The sequence below is a fragment of the Mycobacterium sp. SA01 genome (genome assembly GCF_041287105.1).
GTDB lineage: Bacteria > Actinomycetota > Actinomycetes > Mycobacteriales > Mycobacteriaceae > Mycobacterium.
Genome location: NZ_JBGGNO010000021.1, coordinates 14,436 through 36,761, shown reverse-complemented (window position 1 = coordinate 36,761; position 22,326 = coordinate 14,436). Strand labels below are relative to the sequence as shown.

Sequence of the window (22,326 nt, the reverse complement as noted above, 5' to 3'; positions counted from 1 at the left end):
GCTACGTTGTCGTCGCATTCGCGGCGACAGCCCCGGCAAGTGCTGCACCACAATGTAATTCGGACATTCACTCCTGTGGCGACAGCCGCCCGGGTCATGCCATGTTTGTGTCTGTCGCGCCCGCCCCGATCATGCTCGTCGGCGACGGTACTGCCGAGCATCCCAACGGCGGGCTGTTGATCGGGAACGGATACAGCCCCGACCCGGCGACGTGTGGCACCGCGTGCAACGGCGGCAATGGCGGCTGGCTTCTCGGCAATGGCGGCGAGGGCGCCAACGGCGGCCGCGGCGGCAGCGCCGGCCTGTTCGGCTCTGGTGGACGGGGCGGCGGCGGGACCTCCGAGCACATCGACGGGGGCGACGGCGGCCGCGGTGGTGTGCTGTCGGGCGACGGCGGCGACGGCGGCTTCGGCGCGAGCGGCGGCGGCGCTGGCGGCCGCGGCGGCGACGGCGGCGTGTTCGGCGGCCACGGAGGCAACGGCGGTTCCGCCGGTGCGGGATCCCCGGGCAGTAACGGCGGCACCGGTGGCCGCGGTGGCGAATCCGGGCTGTTCGGTGGTGTCGGAGGTCAGGGCGGCAACGGTGGTGACGGCGGCCTCGGCGTCACCGTCGTCATCAGCAATGGTGGGGGCGGGGGCGCCGGCGGGAACGGCGGACTCTTCCACGGTGGCGGCGACGGCGGGCAAGGAGGCGACGCCGGCACCAGCGGAGCAGGCGGGCAAGGCGGTCGCGGCGGCAACGGCGGTGCGATAGACGGCCGTGGCGGATTCGGCGGTGCCGGCGGAAACGGTAGTAACAGAGGATCTTTCAAGGGCGGCCAAGGCGGCGTCGGTGGCACGGGCGGCATTTTCGGCGTCGGCGGCGGTGGCGGCGACGGCGGCACCGGCGGCGGCACCACCGGCGGGGTCAGCGGGTTGGGCGGTGAGGGCGGCGCTGGGGGTGCCGGCGGAATCTCGGGCGGTTCAGGCGGAGTCGGGGGTCAGGGCGGCAGCGCGACCACCGGCACCGGCGGAAACGGCGGCAGCGGAGGCGGCGGTGGGAACGGCGGAATCGTCGGCGGCTCGGGCGGCTATGGCGGCAAAGGCGGAAACAGCAACTCGGGGCCGGGCGGTGCCGGTGGCTCAGGGGCCAACGGCGGGCTGGGCGTCGGCGGAACCATAGCCGGTCGAGGAGCCAGGGCCGGAAGTCCGCCCAACGGAAGCACCGGCGGAAACGGCGGCATCGGTGGGCGGGGCGGGCGCCCCGGAGACCCCGCCCGGTAGCTGCTACTCGGCGATAGCGTCGAGACGCTCGGTCACCCGAACCAGCGCCTCATCGAAGACCTCCACCTTTTCCGAACGTTTCTCATTGGCCGGCTGCGCGGCGCCGCGGCCACCCTCGGTCTCCACTCGAGCGGCGCCCTGGCGCCGCAACAGGCTGAAGTTCTTCTCCCGCGCCTGCCGGAGCCGACTCTGCAATTCCTTGAGCTGCTTGGCGTCCATGCGGGCCAGCGCTTCCGGTTGGCTCTCGCCGATCAGCGAGTCTTCCTGCGGTGTCAGGTTCACGTGGTGGTTGCTCATTGTTGATTCATAACCCTTTTCGGGGCGCTGGACGCGTGAATCGGCGCACTGCTCGCCAACTGGTACCGGCGCGCTCACCTCATATTCACGTTGTCGGTGCTCGCTTTGCCGGAGTCGCGTCGCAACAACGCCTTTGCCCGCTACACTCCGTCGACTACTCGCCGGGAGGCATGCGTATGGCATTACAACGCGCTACCGATCAGCCATCACGTACCGCCATCAACCACATCGGAGGGGTAGGCGGGTTGGCGGCGACGGGGCCGTCCGACCCGAGCGCATGACCGGGCTCCCTACATCATTTGACCCATACCGCATTCTGCGAACACATAGTTCAGCCGAAGAACCGGTGTGTCCATGCGCCATACGTTCAACAGCATGAACACGATCACCGGCATCACCAGGTTGGCCGCCTACGGCGCGCTCTTCGGCGGCATCACTGCTGCAGCTCTCGGCATCGGCTCCGGTGTGGCCCAGGCCGACCCCTCGGGACCGGCGACCGGGACCCACCAACTCCGGTCCGACGACCGCGGCGACCAAGAGGTCTTTCCCCGGGATCACCCGATCCCGATCCATGGCGACGACAGCGGCACCCACATTCCAGGCTCGGCCCACACGGCTCCCCCGGCCGGCGCCACCCACACGGCCACGACCCATCGCGGTAACTGAGCCCGCGCACACCTACCTCCCACCAGTGCAAGGACGGGCAAAATGACGCAGGTAATAGCGGGCGACGAAGCCGCCGACGACTTCTGCGAAGACTGCGGCTACGAGCCGGAACTCAAGCGAACACTGAATGGCTTTCAGGTGTTTGCCATTTCGTTTGCTTCCCTGTCGGTCGCGGTGGGAATCTTCGCCACCTATGACGACGTATTGCGGGATTCGGGCCCGATTGGCATCTGGCTGTTCCCCATCGTCGCGATCGGACAGATTCTGGTGGCGTTGGTGTACGCGCAATTCGCTGCGCGCATCCCGCTCAGCGGGTCGTCCTACGCGTGGGCGTCGCGGCTGGCGAGCCCGAAACTCGGCTGGGCCTTCGGTTGGCTGGCCGTTCTGAGTGCGGTCGCCAGTCCGGTGACCATCGACAACGCCCTGGCCAGCCAGTGCCTGATGCCGTTGTTCGGGATGGAGCCCAGTGAAACCACCGCGCGACTGATGACGGTGGCGCTGTTGGTCATTCAGTTCGTCCTGGCCGTCGCCGCGACGCGCATCGTCGGTTGGGTCAACTCACTGTCGGTCGGGGTCGAGCTGGCGATCCTGCTCGTGATCGGTGTCGCCCTGACCATCGCGATCATGGTGAGTGGCAACGCGGAACCGGCGAACCTGTTCTCCCGCGGCATCACCGAAGGTAACCCGAACTTCTGGGTCATTGGCGGCGGATTGATGGCGGCATCGATCATGGGGTTGTCGACGCTTGTCGGTTTTGAGACGGCATCGAATATGGCTGAGGAAGCCAAGAATCCGACGCGCACCGTTCCGCGGGCGATCATCGGCTCGGTCATCGCAGCCTCGGTACTGGGGATGGTGTTCGTCATCATCCTGACCGTGTCGATCACCGACATGGCCAAGGTCTCCAACACCGAATCGCCGGTCGCCGAGATCATGAACCAGCGCTTCGGACCGGGCTTCGAGCGGCCGCTGCTGGCCGCGATCGCCCTCGCATTCTTCGGGGCCGCCTTGGTTGCCATGGTGTCGGGAGCACGCTACATCTACGCCATGTCGCGCGACGGGCGCTTTCCCGCCCACAAGGTGATGGGCCGGGTCAACCCGCGCACCCGCACACCGATACCCGCGACATTCCTGGTCCTGGCCGTCGGTGTGATCCTGATGGCGCTCATGCCGGGAGACGCACTGCTGCAACTCATCATGGCCGGCGCGATCGTCACGATGCTCCCCTACCTGTTCACGATCATCTTGTATCTCGCGACGCGCCACAAGCTCGATCGCAGGCCGGGCGGATTCGATCTGGGTCGCTGGGAATGGCCGGTGGCGATCGGAGCGCTTGTGTGGGTGATCATTTCACTGTTCGTGGTGATCACGACATCCCCGGGATGGGCGCCCATCGCGCTGGCCTTCGGGTTGTCTGCAGCCGGCGGGCTGTACTTCCTCTACATGTGGACGTTCAATCGTTCGGTGCTCGAGGAAGAGCCCGGTGATCCCAACATGTTCGCGGAGGTGGAGTGATCATGGCTGCTGTACTGACCGGCCGGGTGGTGCACCCTGGCGACGCCGACTACCCCGCTGCCAGCCGCGGCTGGAACCACTTCTTCACCCACCGTCCCAAGGCCGTCGTATTCGCCTACAGCACAGACGATGTCCTCAACGCACTGACCTGGGCACGCCAGGAAGGACTCGCCGTCCGGGTACGTAGCGGCGGCCACGCCCTGGAAGGCTGGTCTGGCGTCGACGGCGGCGTCGTGATCGACGTCAGCGGGTTGAAATCGGTGGCGATCGACGCGCATGCCCGGACCGCCACCGTCGGGGCGGGGCTCAATCAGCTCGAGGCGGTCACCGGACTCGGCGAGGCGGGGTTCGCGGCACCCACCGGAACAGAAGGCAGCGTCGGGTTGGTCGGTGCCACGCTCGGCGGCGGCTTCGGCCTGCTGACACGCAACTACGGAATGGCGTCGGACAACCTGCTGGGGGTCGAGATCGTCGTCGCCTCAGCCGACGGCGGCGCCCAGGTGATCACCGCCGACGAACACAACAACCCCGACCTGTTGTGGGCGCTACGGGGCGCGGGCAACGGAAACTTCGGCATCGTCACGTCGTTGACGTATCGCATTCATCCGCTGACACACTCGATCTTCGTCGTCGCCACGTGGCCCGGCTTCGATGAACTGCAGCCGGTGTTCGAGGCCTGGCAGCAGTCCGCGCCGTACGTGGACCCTCGGCTGACGAGTCAGCTGGAGATCGAGGGCGACAAGGTCGGGTTACATGCCCTGCTTGCCGGCGGGACGGAAGCCGAAGCGCTGCAGCTCCTTTCGCCGATGCTGTCGATCGGGAGCCCTGATATCGTCGTGCAGGACTCGACGTGGCCGGAGATCTACGCCGGGTTCCAGATCCCCATCACAGAAGAACCGGCGAACTGGAAGTTCTCCTCGCAGTTCATGACGGAGCCCTTACCGTCCGACGCGGTGGGCATCATTGCCGAATTCATGGCGAAGGCACCCGACGGGTGCAACTACTTCACCAACGCGTTCGGTGGCGCGCTGGCCGACAGTGAGCCCTCAGGCGGGTCGGCGTTCGCGCACCGCGGCGCGTTGTACTACGCCGAACCAGGTGCAGGTTGGGGTGTTCGCGGCGGGCCGCCCGCCCCCGATGAGGAAACCGAGGCGGTCCTCGCGTGGGTCGCGGAACTCACTGACGCGTTGGCACCCTACGTCAATGGCGCCTACGTCAACGTACCGAACGCCGGCATGCCGGACTGGGAGCGCGCCTACTGGGGCGGCAAGGTCGAGCGGCTACGTCAGATCAAGGCGACCTACGACCCCGACAACGTGTTCAGCTACGCCCAGAGCATCACGGCCTAGCCGCCGTTCATCAGCTCCGCGAGGAACTTGGGCAGGCGACCGGAACCGAAGTCGTAGAAGCGAGCCCACACCGGCTCGATCGAGATGCGCACCATCTGCGGGTAGGTGGACCTCACGTTGCGTTCGAACTCGGCGAGTTCGTCACCGCTCATGGTGTTTCGCGCCGACGTGAGGTACTCCTCGGTGACGCCGTCGACTGTTTCCAGGGTTGCCAGGCCCCGCACCAGCAGCGCCTTGGCTTCTTCCGGAGACGAGCCGCCGTCGATGGCTACGGCGACCTGCGGCCGGGAAGCCAACGCCCGGGCTTTCGGCGAGGTCGGCGCCGTCGACACCACGATCCGCTCACCGGTCCAGTGGAACCCGACGGGAATGACCCGCGGGAAGCCGTCGTGTCCGTTGTAGGCGAGCCGAGCCATCGCCCCCGACAACAGTTGTCGTGCGCCCGGATGGCTGAGCTCGGCCGCCAGTTCCCGCGTGTCCATCAGTCGGCCACCGGTTGCAGCGGTCCGATGTACGTGCCCGGATGACTCGCCGCGTCCTGCCGGGCAACGGGTACCCGGCCGGGAATCCAGGGAACGTCCATCCGCCCAGGCGCATTCGGCAGAGTCACCGCGATGGTGTCCGGCACCCAGCCATTCGGGTCCGCCAGGAACGTGAGACGGCTAGCGGCGGCGGCACCCGGTGGGAGCGTGATCGGCACCGCCGCGTCGGCTTGTTGCGGCACCTGATAGTCCGGACCCCACCTCGGATCGTCGGGACCGATGAGATCCACGCCGGGATACCCCTGCACCTCACAGGGCTGAGGCGAGACGTTCGTGACGATCAGGTCGAAGTGGATCTGCGTCGTATCGCCGGGTGACGCGGGCGCGCCGGTGCTCAGACGAAGGACATCGGGTGTGCACGCGGGCATGGCTGATGCGGTCGGACTCGGGGCTGTCGAACCGATGGCCGCGAGCGCAATCAGCACCCCGAGAGCCTTCGGTACATACCTCGTCATCATCGAGCCGCCTTCCGTCTTCGAGACTCCTCGACCGGCGAGCGAACTCTAGTCCTTTATGTGGCCACTGTGTCCGTTCTCGATATTGGCCGCCGTCAGCCCGCCGCGACGCCGGTGGGAGGTTCGTCGACCTCCGGCGCAACCGGAACCACGATCGTGATCGCGGTGCTGCCGCCGTGGCCATCGGAGACCGAAATAGTGAAGCTGTCGTGGGTTACGGCGAACGGGGCCCCCAACGCCGCGGCGAGATGCCGTTGGTCGGCAGTCGGGTTGTAGGTGAATGAGCCGTCCCCGTAGACGTCGACGACGCCGCCGCCGGTAGTGGTCGGATTCGAGCTGTAGCTCAACACATCCGCGTCCGGGTCGGTGACCCCCATCACGGACCCGGAGACGACACCGATGACGTCATCGACGGCCAAGTCGGTGATAGTGCCGCCGCTGGGGTTTCGGTTGACGGCGCTCACCGGCACCGTGATGGTCTGGGTGACGGAACCGCCGTAGCCGTCGCTGACGGTGACGGTGAAGCTGTCGGTGGTCGCCGTGTCGGGCGCATTGTCTGCGGCTGCGGCATGGCGTATCTGGAACGTTGGCGCGTAGCTGAACGAACCGTCGGAGTTGATGGTGACTGCTCCCCCGCCAGCGCTCGTGGTCGATCCGCTGAAGTGGAGGCTGTCCTGGTTGCGATCATCGGCCTGGATCTGGCCGGAGACCGTGCCGTCGATCGAGGACGTGCTACCCGAATAGCCGCTGACGGTCGGGGGCTTGTTGATGGGCGCGACATCGACGGTCACCACCGTGGTCGTGGTGTCGCTGCCGCTGATGCCCAATCGTCTTGCGTAGTAGTGGATTACCGATTGGATGCGGCCCAGCACGCCCGGCAACCGGTACGCGCTGCCGTTGTCCGCGGTGACGGTGAAGTTCACCGACCCGCCAAGGTGGGCGGTGGTCGCGTCGGGGAGGACGGTGAAGGTGCCATCTGGGTCGACGTGGACCACCGCATTGTCGGGTTGGCCGACTGTGTAAGTCACTGGACCACGGGACCCGGTGGTGCCGTGGAGATCACCCGTGACGGCACCGGTCACGGGGTCCTCTGGCTGTTGAACGGGTGTGATCACCGGGGGTTTGTTGAACAGTGTGTAGTGCAACTCGCGGCGGAACCAGCGCAGTACGTCACGAGGGCGGAGGTCCTTGGTGGCCGAGCCCGCAGGAGTCGTGCGGTAAGCGTTACCCGATGCCCGAATTGTCCTCGGCACCGTGACGTTGACGGCGTCGCTATGACGGGCAGATGAGGCAGGTCCGGCGTTACCGCTGGCGCCACTCCTGCCGCTGTGCCCGGTGTCTGCGTTCGCCACCGCAGCACCCTGCGCCAGCGCAGCGCCGATGCCGACGGTGATCGCGCCGGCACCCAACCAGACAACAGGACCGCCGAACGGCCGTCGGCCCCATCGGCGGTGTGCCAGGACCGCGCCTCCGGCCGCCCCGAAGACCAATACCGTGACCGCGGCGCCGACTCCTGCCCCGTCGAAGAAGGCGGTCGAAAACAGCAGCGTTGCCGTCCTCGCCAGGACGGACAGGCTTACGACAAACCCGATCGCGCGTGCGGCCCCCACGTTCCGGCGTACCGGCTCCGCCGCATGCCCCGGCTGCGCGTGCGCGCTTTTTTCAACGACGGATGAAATCATGAGCAGAGCGTAAACCCACTACCGGAATAATTCAATGGATATTGAAATGATATCGTCAGACATGCCTTCACGTGCAGCGATGGACAAGCGACGCGGCCGACGCCACGGCGAACCGGTGTCCCGGGACGTGGTCCTGCGCGCAGCCAAGAACCAATTCGCTCAACACGGATACGAGAAGGCGACCCTGCGTGCGATCGCCGACGAAGCCCATGTGGACCCGTCGATGGTGCTGTATCTGTTCGGCTCGAAGGCGGAACTCTTCCGCGAGTCGATGAAGCTGGTTCTCGACCCGGAATTGTTCACCGATCAGCTGACCGCCGGCAATGACGACGAGCTGGGGTTCCGCATCGTCCGTGCCTATCTGACCATCTGGGAACAACCTGACACCGCTGCGAGCATGGTCTCGATGCTGCAGTCGGCGACATCGAACAGTGATGCGCACGAGGCATTTCGGGAGTTCTTGCACAGTTATGTGATGACCGCGGTCACCGATGCCCTGGGAGGCGCGGATGACGCCCGACTGCGGGCGATGCTCGCCGCCACGAGCCTGGTCGGCACGGCGATGCTGCGGTACGTCATGCAGGTACCGCCGCTGTCGACGCTGACCGCCGACGAGGTGGTCACGCTCATCGGTCCCAGCGTTCAGCGCTACCTCAGCGCACCGGCGGACGAACTCGGCCTGCCGACCACCCACGCCAACTAGCCGCGGGCGCGATGCCCGTCCAGGAATTCAGCGACCACGCCGGCCGCATCGAGGTCGGGAACCTGCGGCGTCGCCCCGGTGCGCGCCCAGAGGCCAAACACAAGCAACGGCGCGATCAACGCCACCAGCGTCTGCAGAGGGTCGCCCGCCGCCAGTCGCCCGCCATCCTGATGTGCCGCGATCACCCCGGCGGCATTGACGAGATTGGGCATCAAGGCCGAAATCGCATCGCGCAGTTCCGGATTCCGGGGCACCTCGGCGAGCAGCGTCGCGACCGCACCGCCATATTGTTGCGCGGTCTCGACATAGGACCGCACCAGCTCGGTGAGATCCGCCGTGACGTCGTCACTGATCGCCACGCTCGCGAACGATGAATCCGCCAACACGTGCGTCAAGGCCGTGTTGATCAGGGCCGCCTTGGCTCCGTAGCGCCGGAACAGGGTCGCTTCGTTGACTCCCGCGCGCGTTGCGATCTCCTGTGTCGTGGTGGCCCGGTAGCCACATTCGGCGAATACCGCGACAGTCGTCCGGAACAGGCCGGCTTCGTCGATGCGTTTGGGCACACCCGAATCTTAATGCAAGTCACCACTTGCTTTAAATGGGAACCGGAGTTACGGTTCGGGCGCTTGTCGGCTACTGAACGACCGAGAAGGGATGGTCCCGTGACGTCCACCAAAGCGCCACCGACGAAACTTGTCCGGATCATCGAACGGGCCCGTCACGTCCTGTACCGGATCCACCAACGCGCCGCGCCCCCGGCAGCCGTCATGATGGAACTGATCATGGGTGCGTGGATTGCCCAATTGATCTCTGCTGCAGCAGAACTCGGTATAGCCGATGAACTGGCGAACGGGCCCGCGACCGGCGATGAGCTCGCGCGGCGACTGAACGTCGACCAGGACGCACTGTGCCGGATGCTTCGGGCACTCATCGGTGTCGGTGTGTTCCGGCACCGCAGCGACGGCCGCTACGAGCTCACCGCCCTTGCGGAGACATTGCGCACCGACTCCCCCGTCTCGATGGCGGGCATGGCCCGCTGGGTTGGCTCAGCACAGCACCGCGAGCATTGGAGTCACGTGGCAGACGCGGTACGCACAGGCTCCGCGGTGGTTCCCGCGTTGCGGGGCAAGCCGATCTTCGACTACCTCGCCGAGGAGCCGGCGCTCGCGGGGATCTTCAACCAGGCCATGACGGGGCTGTCGGAGTCGTCGGTCAGCGCTGTCGTCGCGGCTTACGACTTCAGCCGCTTCGCCACGATCGCCGACATCGGCGGCGGTCACGGCCGGCTCCTCGCCGCGATCCTCGAGTCCGCGGCACACGCCCGCGGCGTGTTGTTCGATCTGCCCGAGGTGGTGGCCGGCGCACCTGCTCTGCTGCGGCAGTACGGCGTCGAGCACCGCACCCGAATCGACCCGGGATCGTTCTTCGAATCCGTTCCGGAGGGCGCCGACGCCTATGTGCTCAAGCACATCATCCATGACTGGCCCGACGACGATGCGGTCCGCATTCTGCAGAACATCCGCACCGCCGCTCACCGGGGCGCACGAGTGTTGTTGATCGAGTTCGTCATTCCTGACCACGACAGGAATTTCCACGGCAAGTGGGTGGACATCGAGATGCTGGTCGTCGCCAACGCTCGCGAACGCACCGCGGCCGAGTACCGTCAGCTATTCGACAAGTCAGGGTTCCGGCTGACTCGAGTGGTCGACACCGTCGGCCCGATCAGCATTCTGGAAGCTGTCGCGGTCTAGCCAACCGCGTCAGGCGATGACCCCGGAGTCCCGCAAGCCGGATCCCTGGCCCACCCGACCCACCTGGGCGAGTATCTCCTCGGTGTGCTCGCCCAATTTCGGTGCCGGACCGGCTAATCGAGCCGGAGTGCCGTCGAAGAGGGCGGGATGCCGCGGGATACGCACCCGCCCCACCACCGGGTCGTCACGTTCCTCGAACAGCCCCATTGCGATGGCGTGCGGATCGTCGGGCAATTCCTCGGGCGGCACGATCATCGCGTACGGTACGTCGGCGGCTTCGAATCTCTCCGTCGCCTGGTGCACCGTCAGCTTTTCCGCGCCCGCGTAACACGCTGCCATCACCTCGGCCATCAACGGGCGGTGCTGGTTTCGCAGCTCGGCGGTCTGAAGTCGCGGGTCGTCGGCGCCGGGCGCGTCCAGCGCACGGCACATGCCGGTGAAGTCGGAATCCGAGATCGGGGTCACCACACCCCACCCGTCGATGAAGCGGAACGGCTTGAATCCCGATGTGAAACTGGACGGCTGCGAATTGTCCGAGTCGAGCAGGACCTCGTTGCCGGCCGCATCGGTCCACAAGAAGGACACCACCGCGTCCACCATCGAGACGTGCACGTGTTGTCCGCCGCGACCTGTCGCCCGTGCGAACAGTGCGGCGGTGACGGCTTGGCTGGCGTACAGCGCGGTGACCTTGTCGGCCAGTACCTGCTGCAAGAAGATCGGCTCGCCGACGTCGGGGGCGGCCTGGCTGGACGCCACACCGCCGTACGCCTGAATAACCGTGTCGTATGCGCTGCGGTCCCGATAGGGCCCGACCTCACCGAAACCGGTCAACGAGACATAGACGACCTCGGGATTGATCGCGACGACGTCGGCATACCCGACACCGAGCCGGTCGGCCACGCCGGGACGAAAGTTCTGGATCACCACGTCGGCTTGCGCCGCCAGTTCGAGCGCAATCTCCCGTCCGGCCTCGGTTCGGACATCCACCGCGATCGACTTCTTGCCGCGGTTGCACACCCGGAAGACCGCACTCAACCCGTTCACGCTCGGACCGATCCAGCGCAGGATGTCGCCGATGTCGGGGCGTTCCACTTTCACCACGTCGGCGCCCTGGTCGGCGAACAGTGCACCGATGTAGGGACCCGTCAGCGCCAGCGACAACTCCAGAACGCGAATACCGCGCAGCGGCCCAGTATGCGCGTGATCAGCCGAATCCATGTATCAGTTCTCCACCAGGTCGGCGAGGGGCTCGGTATCCGTGAGCCAGTGCCGGCCGGCCTGCCGTGCCGCCTCCCACTTCGGAATGCTCACCGCGTCATCCTGCCCGAGGTCGTCCGGCGTCGGGCCGATGCGTTCGACGAGCGGGGCCAGAGCTTTCTGATCGAAGTGGTAGATCTCGGCCGCCGCCAGCCCCAGCATCTGCCGGGTCTCGTCGATGGGGATGTCCCAGAACGCGTGCCGTAGCCACTTACGGGTGTTCGGCCAGGTTCCTTCCGGATGCGGATAGTCGTTGCCCCACAGCATGTTCGGAACACCGATCTCGTAGCGGCGCGCCAGTTCACGCCGCTCGGTCGTGGTGGCCCCGATGAAGCAGTTCCGGTCGAAGTACGCCGAGGGCGGCATGGTCAGATCACCCTCGAGCGCTCGGCTCATCTTCTTCGCCGAATGCTCCCGCAGGAAGCGGGTGTCCATCAACCACAGCAGATCGTTGGCCCAGAACGCACCGCACTCGGTGGCACCCCAGCGCAGTGCGGGGAAACGCTCGAACACCCCGGCCCACAGGGCGAACCACAGCGGCCGGGCTCCCCACCACCGCACCTCGGTGGTGTAGATCCCCAGGTGCTCGCCATACTCCGCGCTCGGAGCGGGACCCACGTGGGTGTGCACCGGCATCTGCAGGTCCTGGCAGGCGGCCCAGACCTTGTCGTAACGACGGTCGTGATACGGCGGGTAGTCACCCCAGAGCACGGGGATCAGGATCCCGCCCCGCAGACCGGCTTCGGCGGCCCGGGTGATCTCGACGACCGCCGCATCGACGTCGGCCAGGATCGGGATCACCGCGACTCCAGCCCGCCGCTCCGGACTGTGGCTGCACAGCTCGGACAGCCACCGGTTGTGGGCTCGTGCACCGGCCATCGCCCGGCCGGGGTCGAGGTCGCCCGACTGGCCCAGGCCGGCACCGAACGGAGCTCCCGCCACGCCCGTCACCGCGTCAGCGTCGGGGAAGATGACCTCGCCGGCCACACCATCCCCGTCGAGTTCCTTATCCCGTTGGGCGACATCCCATCCGCCGGCGATCCCCTCGCCGTGCTCGTCGAACCAGGTTTGCGCGAACTCCTCGTCGATGAACCCACCGGCCTGCGCCGCGGCCTGCTTCTCGGCGAGGTAGGCCTCGAAGTCCTCGCGGTATTCGGGATCGACGTATTCGCGGTACCGCTCGGTCGGGAGCTCGGCGTGCGTGTCGGCGGAGATGATGAGGTACGGGGCAGCGTTGTTCACGATGGGCCTTTCGATTACCAGGTACGGATGGGGTCGGGCTCGAAGACGGTGCTGCTCGCACCTGCGGGCACCTCCGTCAGCGGCTCGGCGACCTCGGCGACGGTCGGGCCGATCCGATCGGTCAGAGGCTGGAGCGCCGCCAGGTCGAAGCCGTAGACGGCCGCCGCGTTACCGCCGAGCATGGCCGCGACTTCCTCGGGCGCCACACCGGAAAAGGTGTAGCGCAACGCTTCTCGGGTGAAGAAGCCGGTTCCCTCCAGGTGTGGGTAGTCACTTCCCCACATGATCCGGTCGACGCCGATCTCGTGCCGTTCGGCGCATTCGACCGGCCGCATGAAACTGGCCCCGACATAGCATTGGCGGGCCCAGAACTCGCTGGGCTTGAGAGATAGCGAGCCCGCGGTAGGCCCGGCGAAGCGGGCGATCGCGGATCCTTCTCGCGCGTAGCGGGCTGCCGCAACGTCGAGGGAGTCCAGGGTGGCCGGTATCCACCCGGCACCCTGCTCGGTGAACACCACGGTGAGGTCCGGATGACGATCCATCGCGCCGCTGAAGATCAGGTGCCACAGTGCCCGGTGCGCGAACCAGTGCGTCTCGTACACCCATATGGCGAATGAGCTGCCCCAGCCGTCGAGAGGACTGGGTCCGGCATTGCCGCCGTGGTGATTGACCACCAGACCGGCCTCGGCGCATGCCGCCCACAGCGGTTCCCAGTGCTCGGCGTACAGCTGAGGGATGGCTGCTCCTGGCGGTATCCCGGGCAGCAGAACACCGCCGCGCAGACCGAGTTTCGCGATCTGCGCTACCTCGGCGACGGCTTCGTCGAGGTCCTGCAGCAGAATCTGCCCCACCCCGGCACGCCGCTCGGGAGACAGCGAGCAGAAGTCGGCCAGCCAGCGATTGTGCGCGCGCAGCCCGGCCCAACGCAGCTCGAGCTCGCGGGCGGTCTCCGGCGGCGTGGCCGCCAGGCTCGACGAGGGAAAGAACGGCGGAATCGTGTTGGGGTAGATCACCTCACCGGCGACGCCCTCGGCATCCAGGTCGGAGTTGCGACGGTCGCTATCCCAGTTGCGTTCGGCGTCGGCGTCGGCGAGATCGGCGAACGGATTGACGTACGTCGTTGTCCACCTGTCGAATTCGTCGCGGAATCGCGGGTCGAGATAATCCCGGTAGTCGAGCAGGTCGGCGCCGGCGTGGCAGTCGGCTGAGATGACGGTGTACCGGTCCATCCGCTACACCCGCGTCGGCTCGGGCCTCGGCGCGGCGAGCAGAGCGACGTCGTCGTAGCGCTGGTGGACGTAGGGCAACAGCCACTCCGCCGGAACCCGCTCGGCGATCCTGCCGACCTGAACGGTTCGTCGGCGGCACCATGTGATCGATGTGAGCTGACGGACCACGATGTCGGCCACCGGGTCCAGCGGCGACTCCCCCAACTCGATTGTGCCGTCGATGTTCTCCAGCAGCTCGTAATGCCGGTGGTACTCGCCGTAGACCAGGTGCGGATCGGTGATGCCGTCGCCGTCGGGGGCGCGCAGGAACTTGAAGTAGAACTCGGTGTTCACCTGGTCGGGCGGCAACTCTGCCGGTCCGGTGACGCGCCCGCTCACCGTGATGAGCGGATATCCCAGCCGGGCGACGGTGGCAGTGACATCGTCGGCGTCGCGGTCCACTCGGATGTCGGCCAACTTCTTTGGCTCACCGAAGGTTTCGCGTCCACCGGTGACGGATTGTTCGGTGGACTGCGGCATGAACAACGGGTAGTCGCCGTCGACGTCGCCGTGCCGGGCCCGCACCGAGAACACCGCTGACCCGAACGGGGGCCGGCCCTCGATCTGGACCCGCTGCAACTGGACGCGGACCAGGGGTTCGGCTGCCGGTTCGAGCGGCTTGGGCAGGACCGCGGCGACGATCTCCGGATCGGTGAGATAGGTGACGGTCACCGCCTCGGTGGCGATGGGCGCCTTGGTGGCATCGATTTCGTGGTCGACCCGCGCCTCGGGTGGGCGCGGGCCGTAGCGAACGGTGTTGACGCTCATCGGTTTCCTCCTTCGTTCTCGCCGCTCTGCCCGGCGTGCTTGCCGAGGACGTCGACCAGGTAGTCGGGTTCGCCGCGCGCGATGATCGAGGCCGCCTTCTTGCTCACCACGTCATCGGAGGGCGCGGGTGGCCCCATCATCCAGAAGCTGTCTGTCCGGAGGCCCTCGATGACCTGAGCGGCGACCGTCTCCAGCGGCGTGAATTCCACGTGTGCGCCGGCTGTTTCGAAGCGGGCGACCACGTTGGCCAAAGTCTGCAACTCGGTGCGGCGTTCCTGAGTGGCCGCATACTGCTGCGGCCGGTGCCGCCACGACTCCCAGATGCCGGTGTTCAAGAAGCCGCCAGGGAAGAGCACATGGGCCCGGACGGCGGCCCCGGTCATTTCCAGGTGCGTGTAGAGGCTTTCGGTCAGGCACAGCACGGCAGCCTTGGTCATCGGGTACACCGCGGTGGCCGGGCCGCCCATCGCGCCGCGGGCGATCGGCGCGAAACCGCCATTCCCCGAACAGGTGTTGACGACGTGACCCTCGCCCTGGTCGAGCAGGATCGGCACGAACGCCTTGATGCCGTGGATGACGCCGAGGACGTTGACGTCGATCCCCCAGCGCCAGTCCGCAAGATCGTGTTCCCACATGTACCCCTCGGACACCGCGCCGGTGCCGGCGTTGTTGCACACCACATGCACTGCGCCGAATCGGTCGAGAGCGTGCCTGGCGAGCGATTCGACCGAGGAGTAGTCGGTGACGTCGGTGACCACGCCGATCGCCTCGATGCCGTCGTCGGTCAAAGCCCGGGTTGCCTCGTCGAGTGGCTCGGCAAGGACGTCGGCCAGCACGACCTTCATGCCTTCTTGGCCGAACCGCCTGCCCATGGCGCGTCCGATCCCGCCGGCGCCCCCGGTTACGACCGCCACTGCGCCCCGTAGGTCCTTCATTGTGGGCATCGTCACATGGTCGCGTATATCACCGCAAGCAGTCGCATTATGCGACCATCGGTCGATGCCGCCGCGCCCATCTCCGCAGACCGAGCGGGTCGTGAATCTGTTCGAGCACCTGGCCGGCGAGGGACGCGACGGGCTGACGTTGGCCGAGGTGTCGCGCTACTTGAACGTTCACAAGGCGAGCTGCCACTCGATGCTGGCGGAACTTCTGCGGGCCGGCTGGCTGCTGCGCGATCCGGTTCGCAAGACGTATCACCTGGGTCCCGCGCTGGTACGCCTCGGCCGGGAGGCGGCAGGCCACTTCCCGGCCTTGGCGCTGGCCCGCTCGGCGATGATCGAACTGTCCGCAGCGACCGGTGCGCACTGCGTCGCCTTCTCGGTCGGTGACGACCACTCCACCGTCGTCGACCAAGTTCGCAGCCGCCTCGGCGGTGGCCATCCGATGCCGATCGGTACGCAGTTCCCGCACCGCCCGCCGTATGGCGCGTCGACGGTGGCGTGGGCCGGGGTGCACGCTCGGGAGCGGTGGCTGACCGCGCTGCCCGAGGACGTACGCGAGCGATACCGCGACGCCATCGCCGCCGCCGAACAGCGTGGCTACGCGGTCGGACTTCATCTGTTGCCCGATCTGCGCTTGCAGGAACTGGCGCTCATCGTCCGTAGCGCCGAGGTTCGCTCCACCCGGCTCAGCGAACTCGCGCAGGCGTTGACCGACGAACTGATCCATCAGGAGCAGTGGTTTCCGGTCAGCCTGGACAGCGACCGAACCTACGAGGTGAGCCATATCGACTCGCCGGTCTTGGCTGCGGACTCACGTATTGCCTTGATCCTGAGCCTTGTTCCGAGTCCCGAACCGATGAGCGGCGCCGACGTCACCCGGATGGGCGAACAACTCGCTGCGGCCACCCGGGGGCTCAGCGCCGCGCTGGCGGAAGAGTCTCTGTCCCAACCGGCTCCCTAACGAAGAACCGCCGACCCTCGGTCCGGCACGTGTCGACCGTTTCGGAGTTTCCGCTGCCACTGATGTATCGTTCCCTGGCGCCCGTCGGTAGTTTCGGCGGGCACGCGGGCTGTGGCGCAGCTTGGTAGCGCACTTCACTGGGGGTGAAGGGGTCGCAGGTTCAAATCCTGTCAGCCCGACCGATCTCGACAGCGCAACATGGTTGCGCGCGAGAGGGTCTACGTCAGCTGGTCGCTCGGCTACACGTTCAACAACCGGTACAACCCGATCAGCCCGACCACCACGATGACGGCCCGCAGCACGTTCGGCGACAGCCGCCGTCCGTAGTGTGCACCCAGCCAGCCACCGACCAGCGACCCGATGGCGATCAGCCCGGCCGCCTCCCAGCTCACCCGGTCGAACGCAACGATGGTGTAGGCCACGGCCGCGACGATGTTCACCAACAGCGACAGCATGTTCTTGGCCGCGTTCATGCGCTGCATGTCCTCGGGCAGCAGCGCACCCATCACCCCGATCAGCAGGATGCCCTGCGCCGCGGTGAAGTACCCGCCGTAAATGCCCACGGCGAAGGTTCCGACCACCAGGGCCGTCATCCGTTTCGGCGACACATGCTCGGCCGAGCGGCCTGCGGCCTCGGCGCGGGTCCGGGCATAGGCCTGAATACGCGGTCCGATCACCACCAGCACCAGGGCGCCGACCAACAGCACCGGAACGATCTGCGTGAACACCTTCTCCGGCAGGTGCAGCAGCAGGAACGCCCCGATCGCCGCGCCGATCAGCGATGCCGGAATCTGCCAGCGCAGTCGATCCCACTGCCCGCGGAGTTCCTTGCGATACCCCCAGGTACCCGACACCCCGCCGGCCACCAGGCCGATCGCGTTCGACATCGTCGCCGTCACCGGCGGAAACCCGAGTGTGACCAACGTCGGGAAGGTGATCAGCGTGCCGGAACCGACCAACGAATTGATGGCGCCGGCCCCCATCCCGGCCAGGACGATCACGATCATGTGGGCAACGGACACCAACGAACCCTATCCGGCGAACCGGTCAGCACCGACGGCGCCCGCAGCAGCCACCAAACACGCTCGCCTGCAGCGTGATACGGCACACAGCCCTACTCCGGCGGCGAGCCGCCTAGCCTGTTATTCCCATGAGCGAGATTCCGAGTACCGACGAGGCGCTGGCCAACCTCTCCATGCCGCTGATCGATGCGATGATGACCCAGCGCGCGATCCGGCGGGTCAAACCCGATCCGGTGGACGACGCCATCGTGGTGAAGTGCATCGAACTCGCACTGCGCGCTCCCACCGGGTCCAACGGCCAGAACTGGGAGTTCATCGTCGTCAAAGACCAACGCGTCAAGGATCAACTCGGCAAGCGCTACCGCCAGCCCTGGTCGATCTACGGAGCCCTCGGCAGGCGGCAAGCCGCCAACGACGAGTCGATGCTAAAGATCCTCAAGGCAGTGGAATGGCAAGTCGAGCACTTCAGCGAGATACCGGTCCTGGTGGTTCCCTGCCTGCGCGGCGGCACCCGCGTGCCCTACGTCCCGACGCCGTTCGTGGGCGAAACGTCGTACTTCGGCTCGATCTATCCCAGCGTGCAGAACCTGCTGCTGGCCGCCAGGGCGATGGGACTGGGCGCATCCCTGATCACCATGCCGCTGTGGAACGTCACCTCGGCGCGCAGGATCCTGGGCCTACCGCTGTCGGTGACCCCGGTCTGCGTGGTCCCGCTCGGCTGGCCGCGCGGACGCTACGGCCCGACCACCCGCAGGCCGGTTGAGGACGTCGTCCACTTCGACACGTACGGAAGCCGGGGGCTCACGACCTAGCGGTGGCCACCGCTTCCGGGTGCGCCACCGGCCGGACCTCCACCATGGTCGCCGCCGTTCCAGCCGGGCTCGGCGACCTCGGCTTCGGTCAGCATGTCGCTGGTGTCGGGGATCATCGACGGCGCGCAGTCCATCGAGAAGCTGTCCTCGGTGTCGGATTCCGAGCAGGCCAGCACTCGGGGCACGGCACCGTCGAACGCACCTGAGAACACGGCGACGGCAGGCGCCGCAGCGATCATCAAACCGGCAATGCCATAGACCAGTCGGCGCGTCGGCGCCAATGAGGTAGCAAACTCCATGCCCGGCAATCTATGCCCAGCAGCGGCCAAATACCGTCAAACCCGCCGAATCAACGCGGCTTGAGCTTGCGCTTCTCCCGCACCCGCACGTTGATCCGGATCGGGGTGCCCTCGAAACCGAACGTCTCGCGCAGCCGCCGCTCCAGGAACCGCCGATAACCGGCCTCCAAGAAACCACTGGTGAACAGCACAAATGTGGGCGGGCGGGCGGTGGCCTGGGTGGCGAACAGGATCCGCGGTTGCTTGCCGCCGCGCACCGGCGGCGGGGTGGCCGCGACCACTTCCTTGATCCACGTGTTGAGCTGCCCGGTCGAGATGCGGGAATCCCACGACGCCAGCGAGGTCTCCATCGCCGGCACCAGCTTCTGCACCGCGCGCCCGCTCTTGGCGGAGATGTTCACCCGCGGCGCCCACTGCAGCTGCGCCAGTTCGCGGTCGATCTCGCGGTCCAGCAGATAACGCCGGTCCTCGTCGACGAGGTCCCATTTGTTGAACGCCAGCACCAGCGCCCGCCCCGCTTCGATCACCATGGTCAGGACGCGCTGGTCCTGTTCGGTGAGTGGTTGCGACGCATCGATCAGTACGACGACCACCTCGGCGGCATCGATCGCGCTGTGCGTGCGGACCGACGCGTAGAACTCGTGGCCGCTGGCCTGCCCGACCCGGCGGCGCAAGCCGGCGGTGTCGACGAAACGCCATGTCTTGCCGCCTAGTTCGATCAGCGAGTCCACCGGGTCCACCGTGGTTCCCGCGACGTCGTGCACCACCGAACGCTCAGCTCCGGCCAACCGGTTCAGCAGCGAGCTCTTGCCGACGTTGGGCTTGCCCACCAGCGCCACCCGTCGCGGTCCGCCGGTGGCCTGAGCCACCTCGGATTGGGCAGGCAGATCCGCGACCACCTCGTCCAGCAGATCGGCCACCCCGCGGCCGTGCATGGCACTGATCGGGTGCGGCTCCCCCAGCCCGAGCGACCACAGCGCGGCTGCGTCGGCCTCGCCCTTCTCGTTGTCAACCTTGTTGGCCGCCAAGAACACCGGTTTGCCTGATCGGCGCAGAATTCGGGCTGCCGCCTCGTCACCACTGGTGGCACCGACCGTCGCGTCGACGACCAAGATCACCGCATCGGCGGTCTGCATCGCCACCGAGGCCTGCTCGGCGACCAACTGCTGCAAGCCTTTGGCGTCCGGCTCCCACCCGCCGGTGTCCTGCACGACGAAACGCCGCCCGGTCCAGGACGCGTCGTAGGACACCCGGTCGCGGGTCACCCCCGGCAGGTCCTGCACGACGGCCTCACGCCGGCCGAGAATGCGGTTGACCAAGGTGGACTTGCCGACGTTGGGCCGGCCGACCACTGCCACCACCGGTGGCGGCGCCAGCGCCTCCTCGTCGTCGTCGAATCCCTCCTCGGAAAGCTCCCAATCGCTTTCGTCAGACCACGTGCCGTCTTCGCTCATCGCATTGCACCACTTCGCTTTTCGACCAGATCAAGCAGATTGGCCACCACCTGGTCCTGGGTCATGTCACTGGTGTCGACGATGATCGCGTCCTCCGCCGGTCGCAACGGCGACACCGTGCGGGTGGAATCCAGGTGGTCGCGGCGGATCACGTCTGCCAGCACCGTGTCGTAGTCATCGGGCAGCCCGGTCGCGACGTTCTGATCGTTGCGGCGGCGCGCCCGCGTCTCGGCCGACGCGGTCAGAAAGATCTTCACGTCGGCATCCGGCAGCACGACCGTGCCGATGTCACGGCCTTCGACCACGATCCTGTCGGCCCCTGCCGCCAATTCACGTTGCAACGCCACCATCCGGGTGCGTACCTCAGGGACCGCAGAGACCGCCGAGACCGCCCGCGTGACCTCATCGCCCCGAATCTCGGCCGAAACATCTTCAGCGCCAAGGTAAGCCCGGTCGATGTCTGGGTCAGAACCCACCGACAGCGCCACATCGGAGGCTGCCGCGACGGCGCCGGCGTCGGTCAAGTCGATGTGGGCACGCAGCATCGCCAGCGTCACAAGTCGGTACATCGCACCGGTGTCCAAGTAGTGGGCGCCCAATGCACGCGCCAAACCCCGTGACACCGACGACTTTCCGGTCCCGGCTGGCCCGTCGACCGCTACAACGCATCGACTCACAGACCAACCGCCTTGTACAGATCGCCGACTTCCTTGCGCGTCAACGCACGGATGCTGCCGGGCCGCTGTTCACCCAGCGTCACCTCGCCGATGCTCACCCGGACCAGCGCCTCAACCGGATAACCCGCCGCCGCCAACAGCCGGCGCACGATCCGCTTACGCCCCTCGTGCAGCGTCACCCGCAGCAGTGTCTTTCCCGGCACCGCATCGACCACCGCGAAGTCGTCGACCTTGACCGGTCCGTCGTCCAGCTCGATGCCGGCGCGCAGCGTCTTACCCAAACCCCGTGGAACCGAACCGGTTACCGTCGCCAAATAGGTCTTGGGCACCTCGAAGGACGGGTGCATCAACCGATGCGCAAGCTCCCCGTCGTTGGTCAGCAGCAGCAGACCTTCGGTGTCGGCGTCCAGGCGTCCGACGTGAAAGAGGTTCTTGTTGCCGCGGACTCGGTGCTCCACCAGATCACCGACGCACGGCCGGCCCCGCTCGTCCGACATCGTCGAATGCATTCCGACGGGCTTGTTGATCGCCAGGTACATCATCGAGTCGTCGACGACGATCCGTGACCCGTCGACTCTGATGTCGGCGTTGGCCGGATCGACCCGGGTGCCCAATTCGGTGACGATCCGTCCGTCGACCTCCACCCGCCCGTCGACGATCATCCGCTCGGCCACCCGTCGCGAGGCGACTCCCGCCTGCGACAGGACCTTCTGCAGCCGCACTCCTTCTGGTTCAGGCATCGGTGTCCACATCGATCGAGACGTTCGGATCGGCTGCCGAGACGCCGGCCAGCTTGGCGAAACGTGGTTCGGCATCCAGGTTTTCGCTCAGGTCGTCGATCACGTCGACGTCAGGAAGCAGCGGCGCGATGTCGGGAAGATCGGTCAGCGACGACAGCCCGAGCCGCTCGAGAAACAGCTCGGTGGTCGCGAACGTCGTCGCGCCGGTGTCCTCGTCGGTACCCGCCTCGGTGATCAGCCCGCGCGCCACCAACGTACGGATCACCGCATCGACGTTGACGCCGCGGACCGCGCTGACCCGAGCCCGGGTCACCGGCTGCCGGTAGGCGACCACCGCCAGCGTCTCCAGCGCCGCGCGGGTGAGCTTCGACCGCGATCCGTCCAGCAGCAGCCGCTCCACGTACGGCGCGAACCGCGCCCGGGTGTACATGCGCCAGCCACCGCCCGCCTCGCGCAGGTCGATACCGCTGTCGCGGTCCGCCAGCGCTGCGGCCAACCGCTCCAAGGTGGCGGTGATCCGCTCCAGCGGTTGCTCGGTCACCGACGCGAGCGTTTCGGCGTTGACCGGGGTGTCGACGACCAGCAACAGCGCCTCCAGCACCCGGACCAGTTCGTCGTCGTCCATCTCGGGGAGAGCGACGTCAGTAGCCAAATCGGCCTCCG

General features: G+C 66.9%; 24 protein-coding genes and 1 tRNA gene. 9 read left to right on the top strand and 16 right to left on the bottom strand.

Annotated features, from left to right (window positions below; all coding sequences use genetic code 11):
• The first annotated feature begins 101 nt into the window (after positions 1-101).
• Positions 102-1,262: a hypothetical protein gene (locus AB4879_RS24085; RefSeq protein WP_370509591.1), complete on the top strand. Its 1,161-nt coding sequence runs from the start codon at positions 102-104 to the stop codon at positions 1,260-1,262.
• 3 nt (positions 1,263-1,265) lie between these two features.
• Here the strand turns inward: AB4879_RS24085 and AB4879_RS24080 are convergent, their stop codons facing one another.
• On the bottom strand, positions 1,266-1,559 hold the full coding sequence (locus AB4879_RS24080; protein WP_102806427.1) for a hypothetical protein: 294 nt from the start codon (positions 1,557-1,559) through the stop codon (positions 1,266-1,268).
• Positions 1,560-1,934: 375 nt separating this feature from the next.
• Here AB4879_RS24080 and AB4879_RS24075 point away from each other — a divergent pair, with 375 nt between their 5' ends.
• The 3 genes from AB4879_RS24075 to AB4879_RS24065 are packed head-to-tail and all read left to right on the top strand — an operon-like array spanning position 1,935 to position 5,089.
• The gene (locus AB4879_RS24075) at positions 1,935-2,225 is read left to right on the top strand and encodes a hypothetical protein (RefSeq protein WP_142391339.1); all 291 of its coding nucleotides are present in this window, start codon (positions 1,935-1,937) and stop codon (positions 2,223-2,225) included.
• A gap of 42 nt (positions 2,226-2,267) precedes the next feature.
• Complete coding sequence (locus AB4879_RS24070; protein ID WP_102806429.1) at positions 2,268-3,740, top strand: APC family permease; 1,473 nt, start codon at positions 2,268-2,270, stop codon at positions 3,738-3,740.
• 2 nt (positions 3,741-3,742) lie between these two features.
• Positions 3,743-5,089, top strand: coding sequence for an FAD-binding oxidoreductase (locus tag AB4879_RS24065; RefSeq protein WP_370509590.1), 1,347 nt, complete (start codon positions 3,743-3,745; stop codon positions 5,087-5,089).
• Here AB4879_RS24065 and AB4879_RS24060 read toward each other — a convergent pair.
• The 3 genes from AB4879_RS24060 to AB4879_RS24050 all read right to left on the bottom strand — a co-directional run bounded on the left by AB4879_RS24060 (position 5,086) and on the right by AB4879_RS24050 (position 7,768).
• Positions 5,086-5,571: a pyridoxamine 5'-phosphate oxidase family protein gene (locus tag AB4879_RS24060; protein WP_370509589.1), complete on the bottom strand. Its 486-nt coding sequence runs from the start codon at positions 5,569-5,571 to the stop codon at positions 5,086-5,088. The two genes, AB4879_RS24065 and AB4879_RS24060, sit on opposite strands and share 4 nt — an antisense overlap.
• The gene (locus AB4879_RS24055; protein WP_370509588.1) at positions 5,571-6,086 is read right to left on the bottom strand and encodes a DUF4232 domain-containing protein; all 516 of its coding nucleotides are present in this window, start codon (positions 6,084-6,086) and stop codon (positions 5,571-5,573) included. The genes AB4879_RS24060 and AB4879_RS24055 overlap by 1 nt, the downstream gene beginning before the upstream one ends.
• Positions 6,087-6,181: 95 nt before the next feature.
• Positions 6,182-7,768, bottom strand: a complete 1,587-nt coding sequence (locus tag AB4879_RS24050; RefSeq protein ID WP_370509587.1) for an Ig-like domain-containing protein — start codon at positions 7,766-7,768, stop codon at positions 6,182-6,184.
• A 61-nt stretch (positions 7,769-7,829) separates the two neighbouring features.
• Here AB4879_RS24050 and AB4879_RS24045 point away from each other — a divergent pair, with 61 nt between their 5' ends.
• Positions 7,830-8,471, top strand: a complete 642-nt coding sequence (locus AB4879_RS24045; protein ID WP_370509586.1) for a TetR family transcriptional regulator — start codon at positions 7,830-7,832, stop codon at positions 8,469-8,471.
• Here the strand turns inward: AB4879_RS24045 and AB4879_RS24040 are convergent.
• Positions 8,468-9,034 (bottom strand): TetR/AcrR family transcriptional regulator, encoded by a 567-nt coding sequence (locus AB4879_RS24040; RefSeq protein WP_370509585.1) that lies wholly within the window; start codon positions 9,032-9,034, stop codon positions 8,468-8,470. The two genes, AB4879_RS24045 and AB4879_RS24040, sit on opposite strands and share 4 nt — an antisense overlap.
• A gap of 99 nt (positions 9,035-9,133) precedes the next feature.
• Here AB4879_RS24040 and AB4879_RS24035 point away from each other — a divergent pair, with 99 nt between their 5' ends.
• Positions 9,134-10,222, top strand: coding sequence for a methyltransferase (locus AB4879_RS24035; RefSeq protein ID WP_370509584.1), 1,089 nt, complete (start codon positions 9,134-9,136; stop codon positions 10,220-10,222).
• 9 nt (positions 10,223-10,231) lie between these two features.
• Here the strand turns inward: AB4879_RS24035 and AB4879_RS24030 are convergent, their stop codons facing one another.
• Genes AB4879_RS24030 through AB4879_RS24010 form a run of 5 tightly spaced genes read right to left on the bottom strand, consistent with a single transcriptional unit; the run spans position 10,232 to position 15,692 of the window.
• Positions 10,232-11,440, bottom strand: coding sequence for a CaiB/BaiF CoA transferase family protein (locus AB4879_RS24030; RefSeq protein ID WP_370509583.1), 1,209 nt, complete (start codon positions 11,438-11,440; stop codon positions 10,232-10,234).
• Between the two features lie 3 nt (positions 11,441-11,443).
• Entirely contained in the window at positions 11,444-12,721 is a 1,278-nt protein-coding gene (locus AB4879_RS24025; RefSeq protein ID WP_370509582.1) for an amidohydrolase family protein, read from the bottom strand.
• A 14-nt stretch (positions 12,722-12,735) separates the two neighbouring features.
• A complete protein-coding gene (locus AB4879_RS24020) occupies positions 12,736-13,950 on the bottom strand; it encodes an amidohydrolase family protein (RefSeq protein WP_370509581.1) in 1,215 nt (404 codons plus the stop codon).
• Positions 13,951-13,953: 3 nt separating this feature from the next.
• Positions 13,954-14,757, bottom strand: a complete 804-nt coding sequence (locus AB4879_RS24015; RefSeq protein ID WP_370509580.1) for an acetoacetate decarboxylase family protein — start codon at positions 14,755-14,757, stop codon at positions 13,954-13,956.
• Positions 14,754-15,692: an SDR family NAD(P)-dependent oxidoreductase gene (locus AB4879_RS24010; protein ID WP_370509895.1), complete on the bottom strand. Its 939-nt coding sequence runs from the start codon at positions 15,690-15,692 to the stop codon at positions 14,754-14,756. Before AB4879_RS24010 ends, AB4879_RS24015 begins: the two co-directional genes overlap by 4 nt.
• 64 nt (positions 15,693-15,756) lie before the next feature.
• Here AB4879_RS24010 and AB4879_RS24005 point away from each other — a divergent pair, with 64 nt between their 5' ends.
• A complete protein-coding gene (locus AB4879_RS24005; RefSeq protein ID WP_370509579.1) occupies positions 15,757-16,659 on the top strand; it encodes a helix-turn-helix domain-containing protein in 903 nt (300 codons plus the stop codon).
• 105 nt (positions 16,660-16,764) lie between these two features.
• Positions 16,765-16,838 (top strand) — tRNA-Pro (locus AB4879_RS24000).
• A 60-nt stretch (positions 16,839-16,898) separates the two neighbouring features.
• On the opposite strand, the gene AB4879_RS23995 is transcribed toward AB4879_RS24000, so the two are convergent.
• A complete protein-coding gene (locus tag AB4879_RS23995; protein ID WP_370509894.1) occupies positions 16,899-17,666 on the bottom strand; it encodes a sulfite exporter TauE/SafE family protein in 768 nt (255 codons plus the stop codon).
• Between the two features lie 143 nt (positions 17,667-17,809).
• Here AB4879_RS23995 and AB4879_RS23990 point away from each other — a divergent pair, with 143 nt between their 5' ends.
• Positions 17,810-18,493, top strand: a complete 684-nt coding sequence (locus tag AB4879_RS23990; RefSeq protein ID WP_370509578.1) for a nitroreductase family protein — start codon at positions 17,810-17,812, stop codon at positions 18,491-18,493.
• Here the strand turns inward: AB4879_RS23990 and AB4879_RS23985 are convergent.
• From AB4879_RS23985 to scpB, 5 genes are read right to left on the bottom strand one after another with little or no spacing between them, the layout of a single operon-like run.
• Positions 18,490-18,792: a hypothetical protein gene (locus AB4879_RS23985; RefSeq protein ID WP_102806443.1), complete on the bottom strand. Its 303-nt coding sequence runs from the start codon at positions 18,790-18,792 to the stop codon at positions 18,490-18,492. The two genes, AB4879_RS23990 and AB4879_RS23985, sit on opposite strands and share 4 nt — an antisense overlap.
• A gap of 50 nt (positions 18,793-18,842) precedes the next feature.
• A complete protein-coding gene (gene der, locus AB4879_RS23980) occupies positions 18,843-20,246 on the bottom strand; it encodes a ribosome biogenesis GTPase Der (protein WP_102806444.1) in 1,404 nt (467 codons plus the stop codon).
• Positions 20,243-20,923 carry a (d)CMP kinase gene (gene cmk / locus AB4879_RS23975; RefSeq protein WP_102806445.1) on the bottom strand — a complete coding sequence of 227 codons (681 nt, stop codon included), beginning with the start codon at positions 20,921-20,923 and terminating at the stop codon, positions 20,243-20,245. Before cmk ends, der begins: the two co-directional genes overlap by 4 nt.
• A complete protein-coding gene (locus tag AB4879_RS23970; protein ID WP_102806446.1) occupies positions 20,920-21,663 on the bottom strand; it encodes a pseudouridine synthase in 744 nt (247 codons plus the stop codon). The genes cmk and AB4879_RS23970 overlap by 4 nt, the downstream gene beginning before the upstream one ends.
• Positions 21,656-22,288, bottom strand: coding sequence for an SMC-Scp complex subunit ScpB (scpB, locus tag AB4879_RS23965; protein WP_370509893.1), 633 nt, complete (start codon positions 22,286-22,288; stop codon positions 21,656-21,658). The genes AB4879_RS23970 and scpB overlap by 8 nt, the downstream gene beginning before the upstream one ends.
• Positions 22,289-22,326 lie beyond the last annotated feature (38 nt).

Excerpts from the sequence above, each read along its gene's own strand:
- der (WP_102806444.1), bottom strand. The coding sequence starts at position 20,246 with ATGAGCGAAGACGGCACGTGGTCTGACGAAAGCGATTGGGAGCTTTCC.
- AB4879_RS23990 (WP_370509578.1), top strand. The coding sequence starts at position 17,810 with ATGAGCGAGATTCCGAGTACCGACGAGGCGCTGGCCAACCTCTCCATG.
- AB4879_RS24030 (WP_370509583.1), bottom strand. The coding sequence starts at position 11,440 with ATGGATTCGGCTGATCACGCGCATACTGGGCCGCTGCGCGGTATTCGC.
- AB4879_RS24055 (WP_370509588.1), bottom strand. The coding sequence starts at position 6,086 with ATGACGAGGTATGTACCGAAGGCTCTCGGGGTGCTGATTGCGCTCGCG.
- AB4879_RS24065 (WP_370509590.1), top strand. The coding sequence starts at position 3,743 with ATGGCTGCTGTACTGACCGGCCGGGTGGTGCACCCTGGCGACGCCGAC.
- AB4879_RS24085 (WP_370509591.1), top strand. The coding sequence starts at position 102 with ATGTTTGTGTCTGTCGCGCCCGCCCCGATCATGCTCGTCGGCGACGGT.
- AB4879_RS24045 (WP_370509586.1), top strand. The coding sequence starts at position 7,830 with ATGCCTTCACGTGCAGCGATGGACAAGCGACGCGGCCGACGCCACGGC.
- AB4879_RS24020 (WP_370509581.1), bottom strand. The coding sequence starts at position 13,950 with ATGGACCGGTACACCGTCATCTCAGCCGACTGCCACGCCGGCGCCGAC.
- scpB (WP_370509893.1), bottom strand. The coding sequence starts at position 22,288 with ATGGACGACGACGAACTGGTCCGGGTGCTGGAGGCGCTGTTGCTGGTC.
- AB4879_RS24005 (WP_370509579.1), top strand. The coding sequence starts at position 15,757 with ATGCCGCCGCGCCCATCTCCGCAGACCGAGCGGGTCGTGAATCTGTTC.
- AB4879_RS24060 (WP_370509589.1), bottom strand. The coding sequence starts at position 5,571 with ATGGACACGCGGGAACTGGCGGCCGAGCTCAGCCATCCGGGCGCACGA.
- AB4879_RS23970 (WP_102806446.1), bottom strand. The coding sequence starts at position 21,663 with ATGCCTGAACCAGAAGGAGTGCGGCTGCAGAAGGTCCTGTCGCAGGCG.
- AB4879_RS23985 (WP_102806443.1), bottom strand. The coding sequence starts at position 18,792 with ATGGAGTTTGCTACCTCATTGGCGCCGACGCGCCGACTGGTCTATGGC.
- AB4879_RS24080 (WP_102806427.1), bottom strand. The coding sequence starts at position 1,559 with ATGAGCAACCACCACGTGAACCTGACACCGCAGGAAGACTCGCTGATC.
- AB4879_RS24015 (WP_370509580.1), bottom strand. The coding sequence starts at position 14,757 with ATGAGCGTCAACACCGTTCGCTACGGCCCGCGCCCACCCGAGGCGCGG.
- AB4879_RS24075 (WP_142391339.1), top strand. The coding sequence starts at position 1,935 with ATGAACACGATCACCGGCATCACCAGGTTGGCCGCCTACGGCGCGCTC.
- AB4879_RS24050 (WP_370509587.1), bottom strand. The coding sequence starts at position 7,768 with ATGATTTCATCCGTCGTTGAAAAAAGCGCGCACGCGCAGCCGGGGCAT.
- AB4879_RS23995 (WP_370509894.1), bottom strand. The coding sequence starts at position 17,666 with ATGATCGTGATCGTCCTGGCCGGGATGGGGGCCGGCGCCATCAATTCG.
- AB4879_RS24070 (WP_102806429.1), top strand. The coding sequence starts at position 2,268 with ATGACGCAGGTAATAGCGGGCGACGAAGCCGCCGACGACTTCTGCGAA.
- AB4879_RS24010 (WP_370509895.1), bottom strand. The coding sequence starts at position 15,692 with ATGAAGGACCTACGGGGCGCAGTGGCGGTCGTAACCGGGGGCGCCGGC.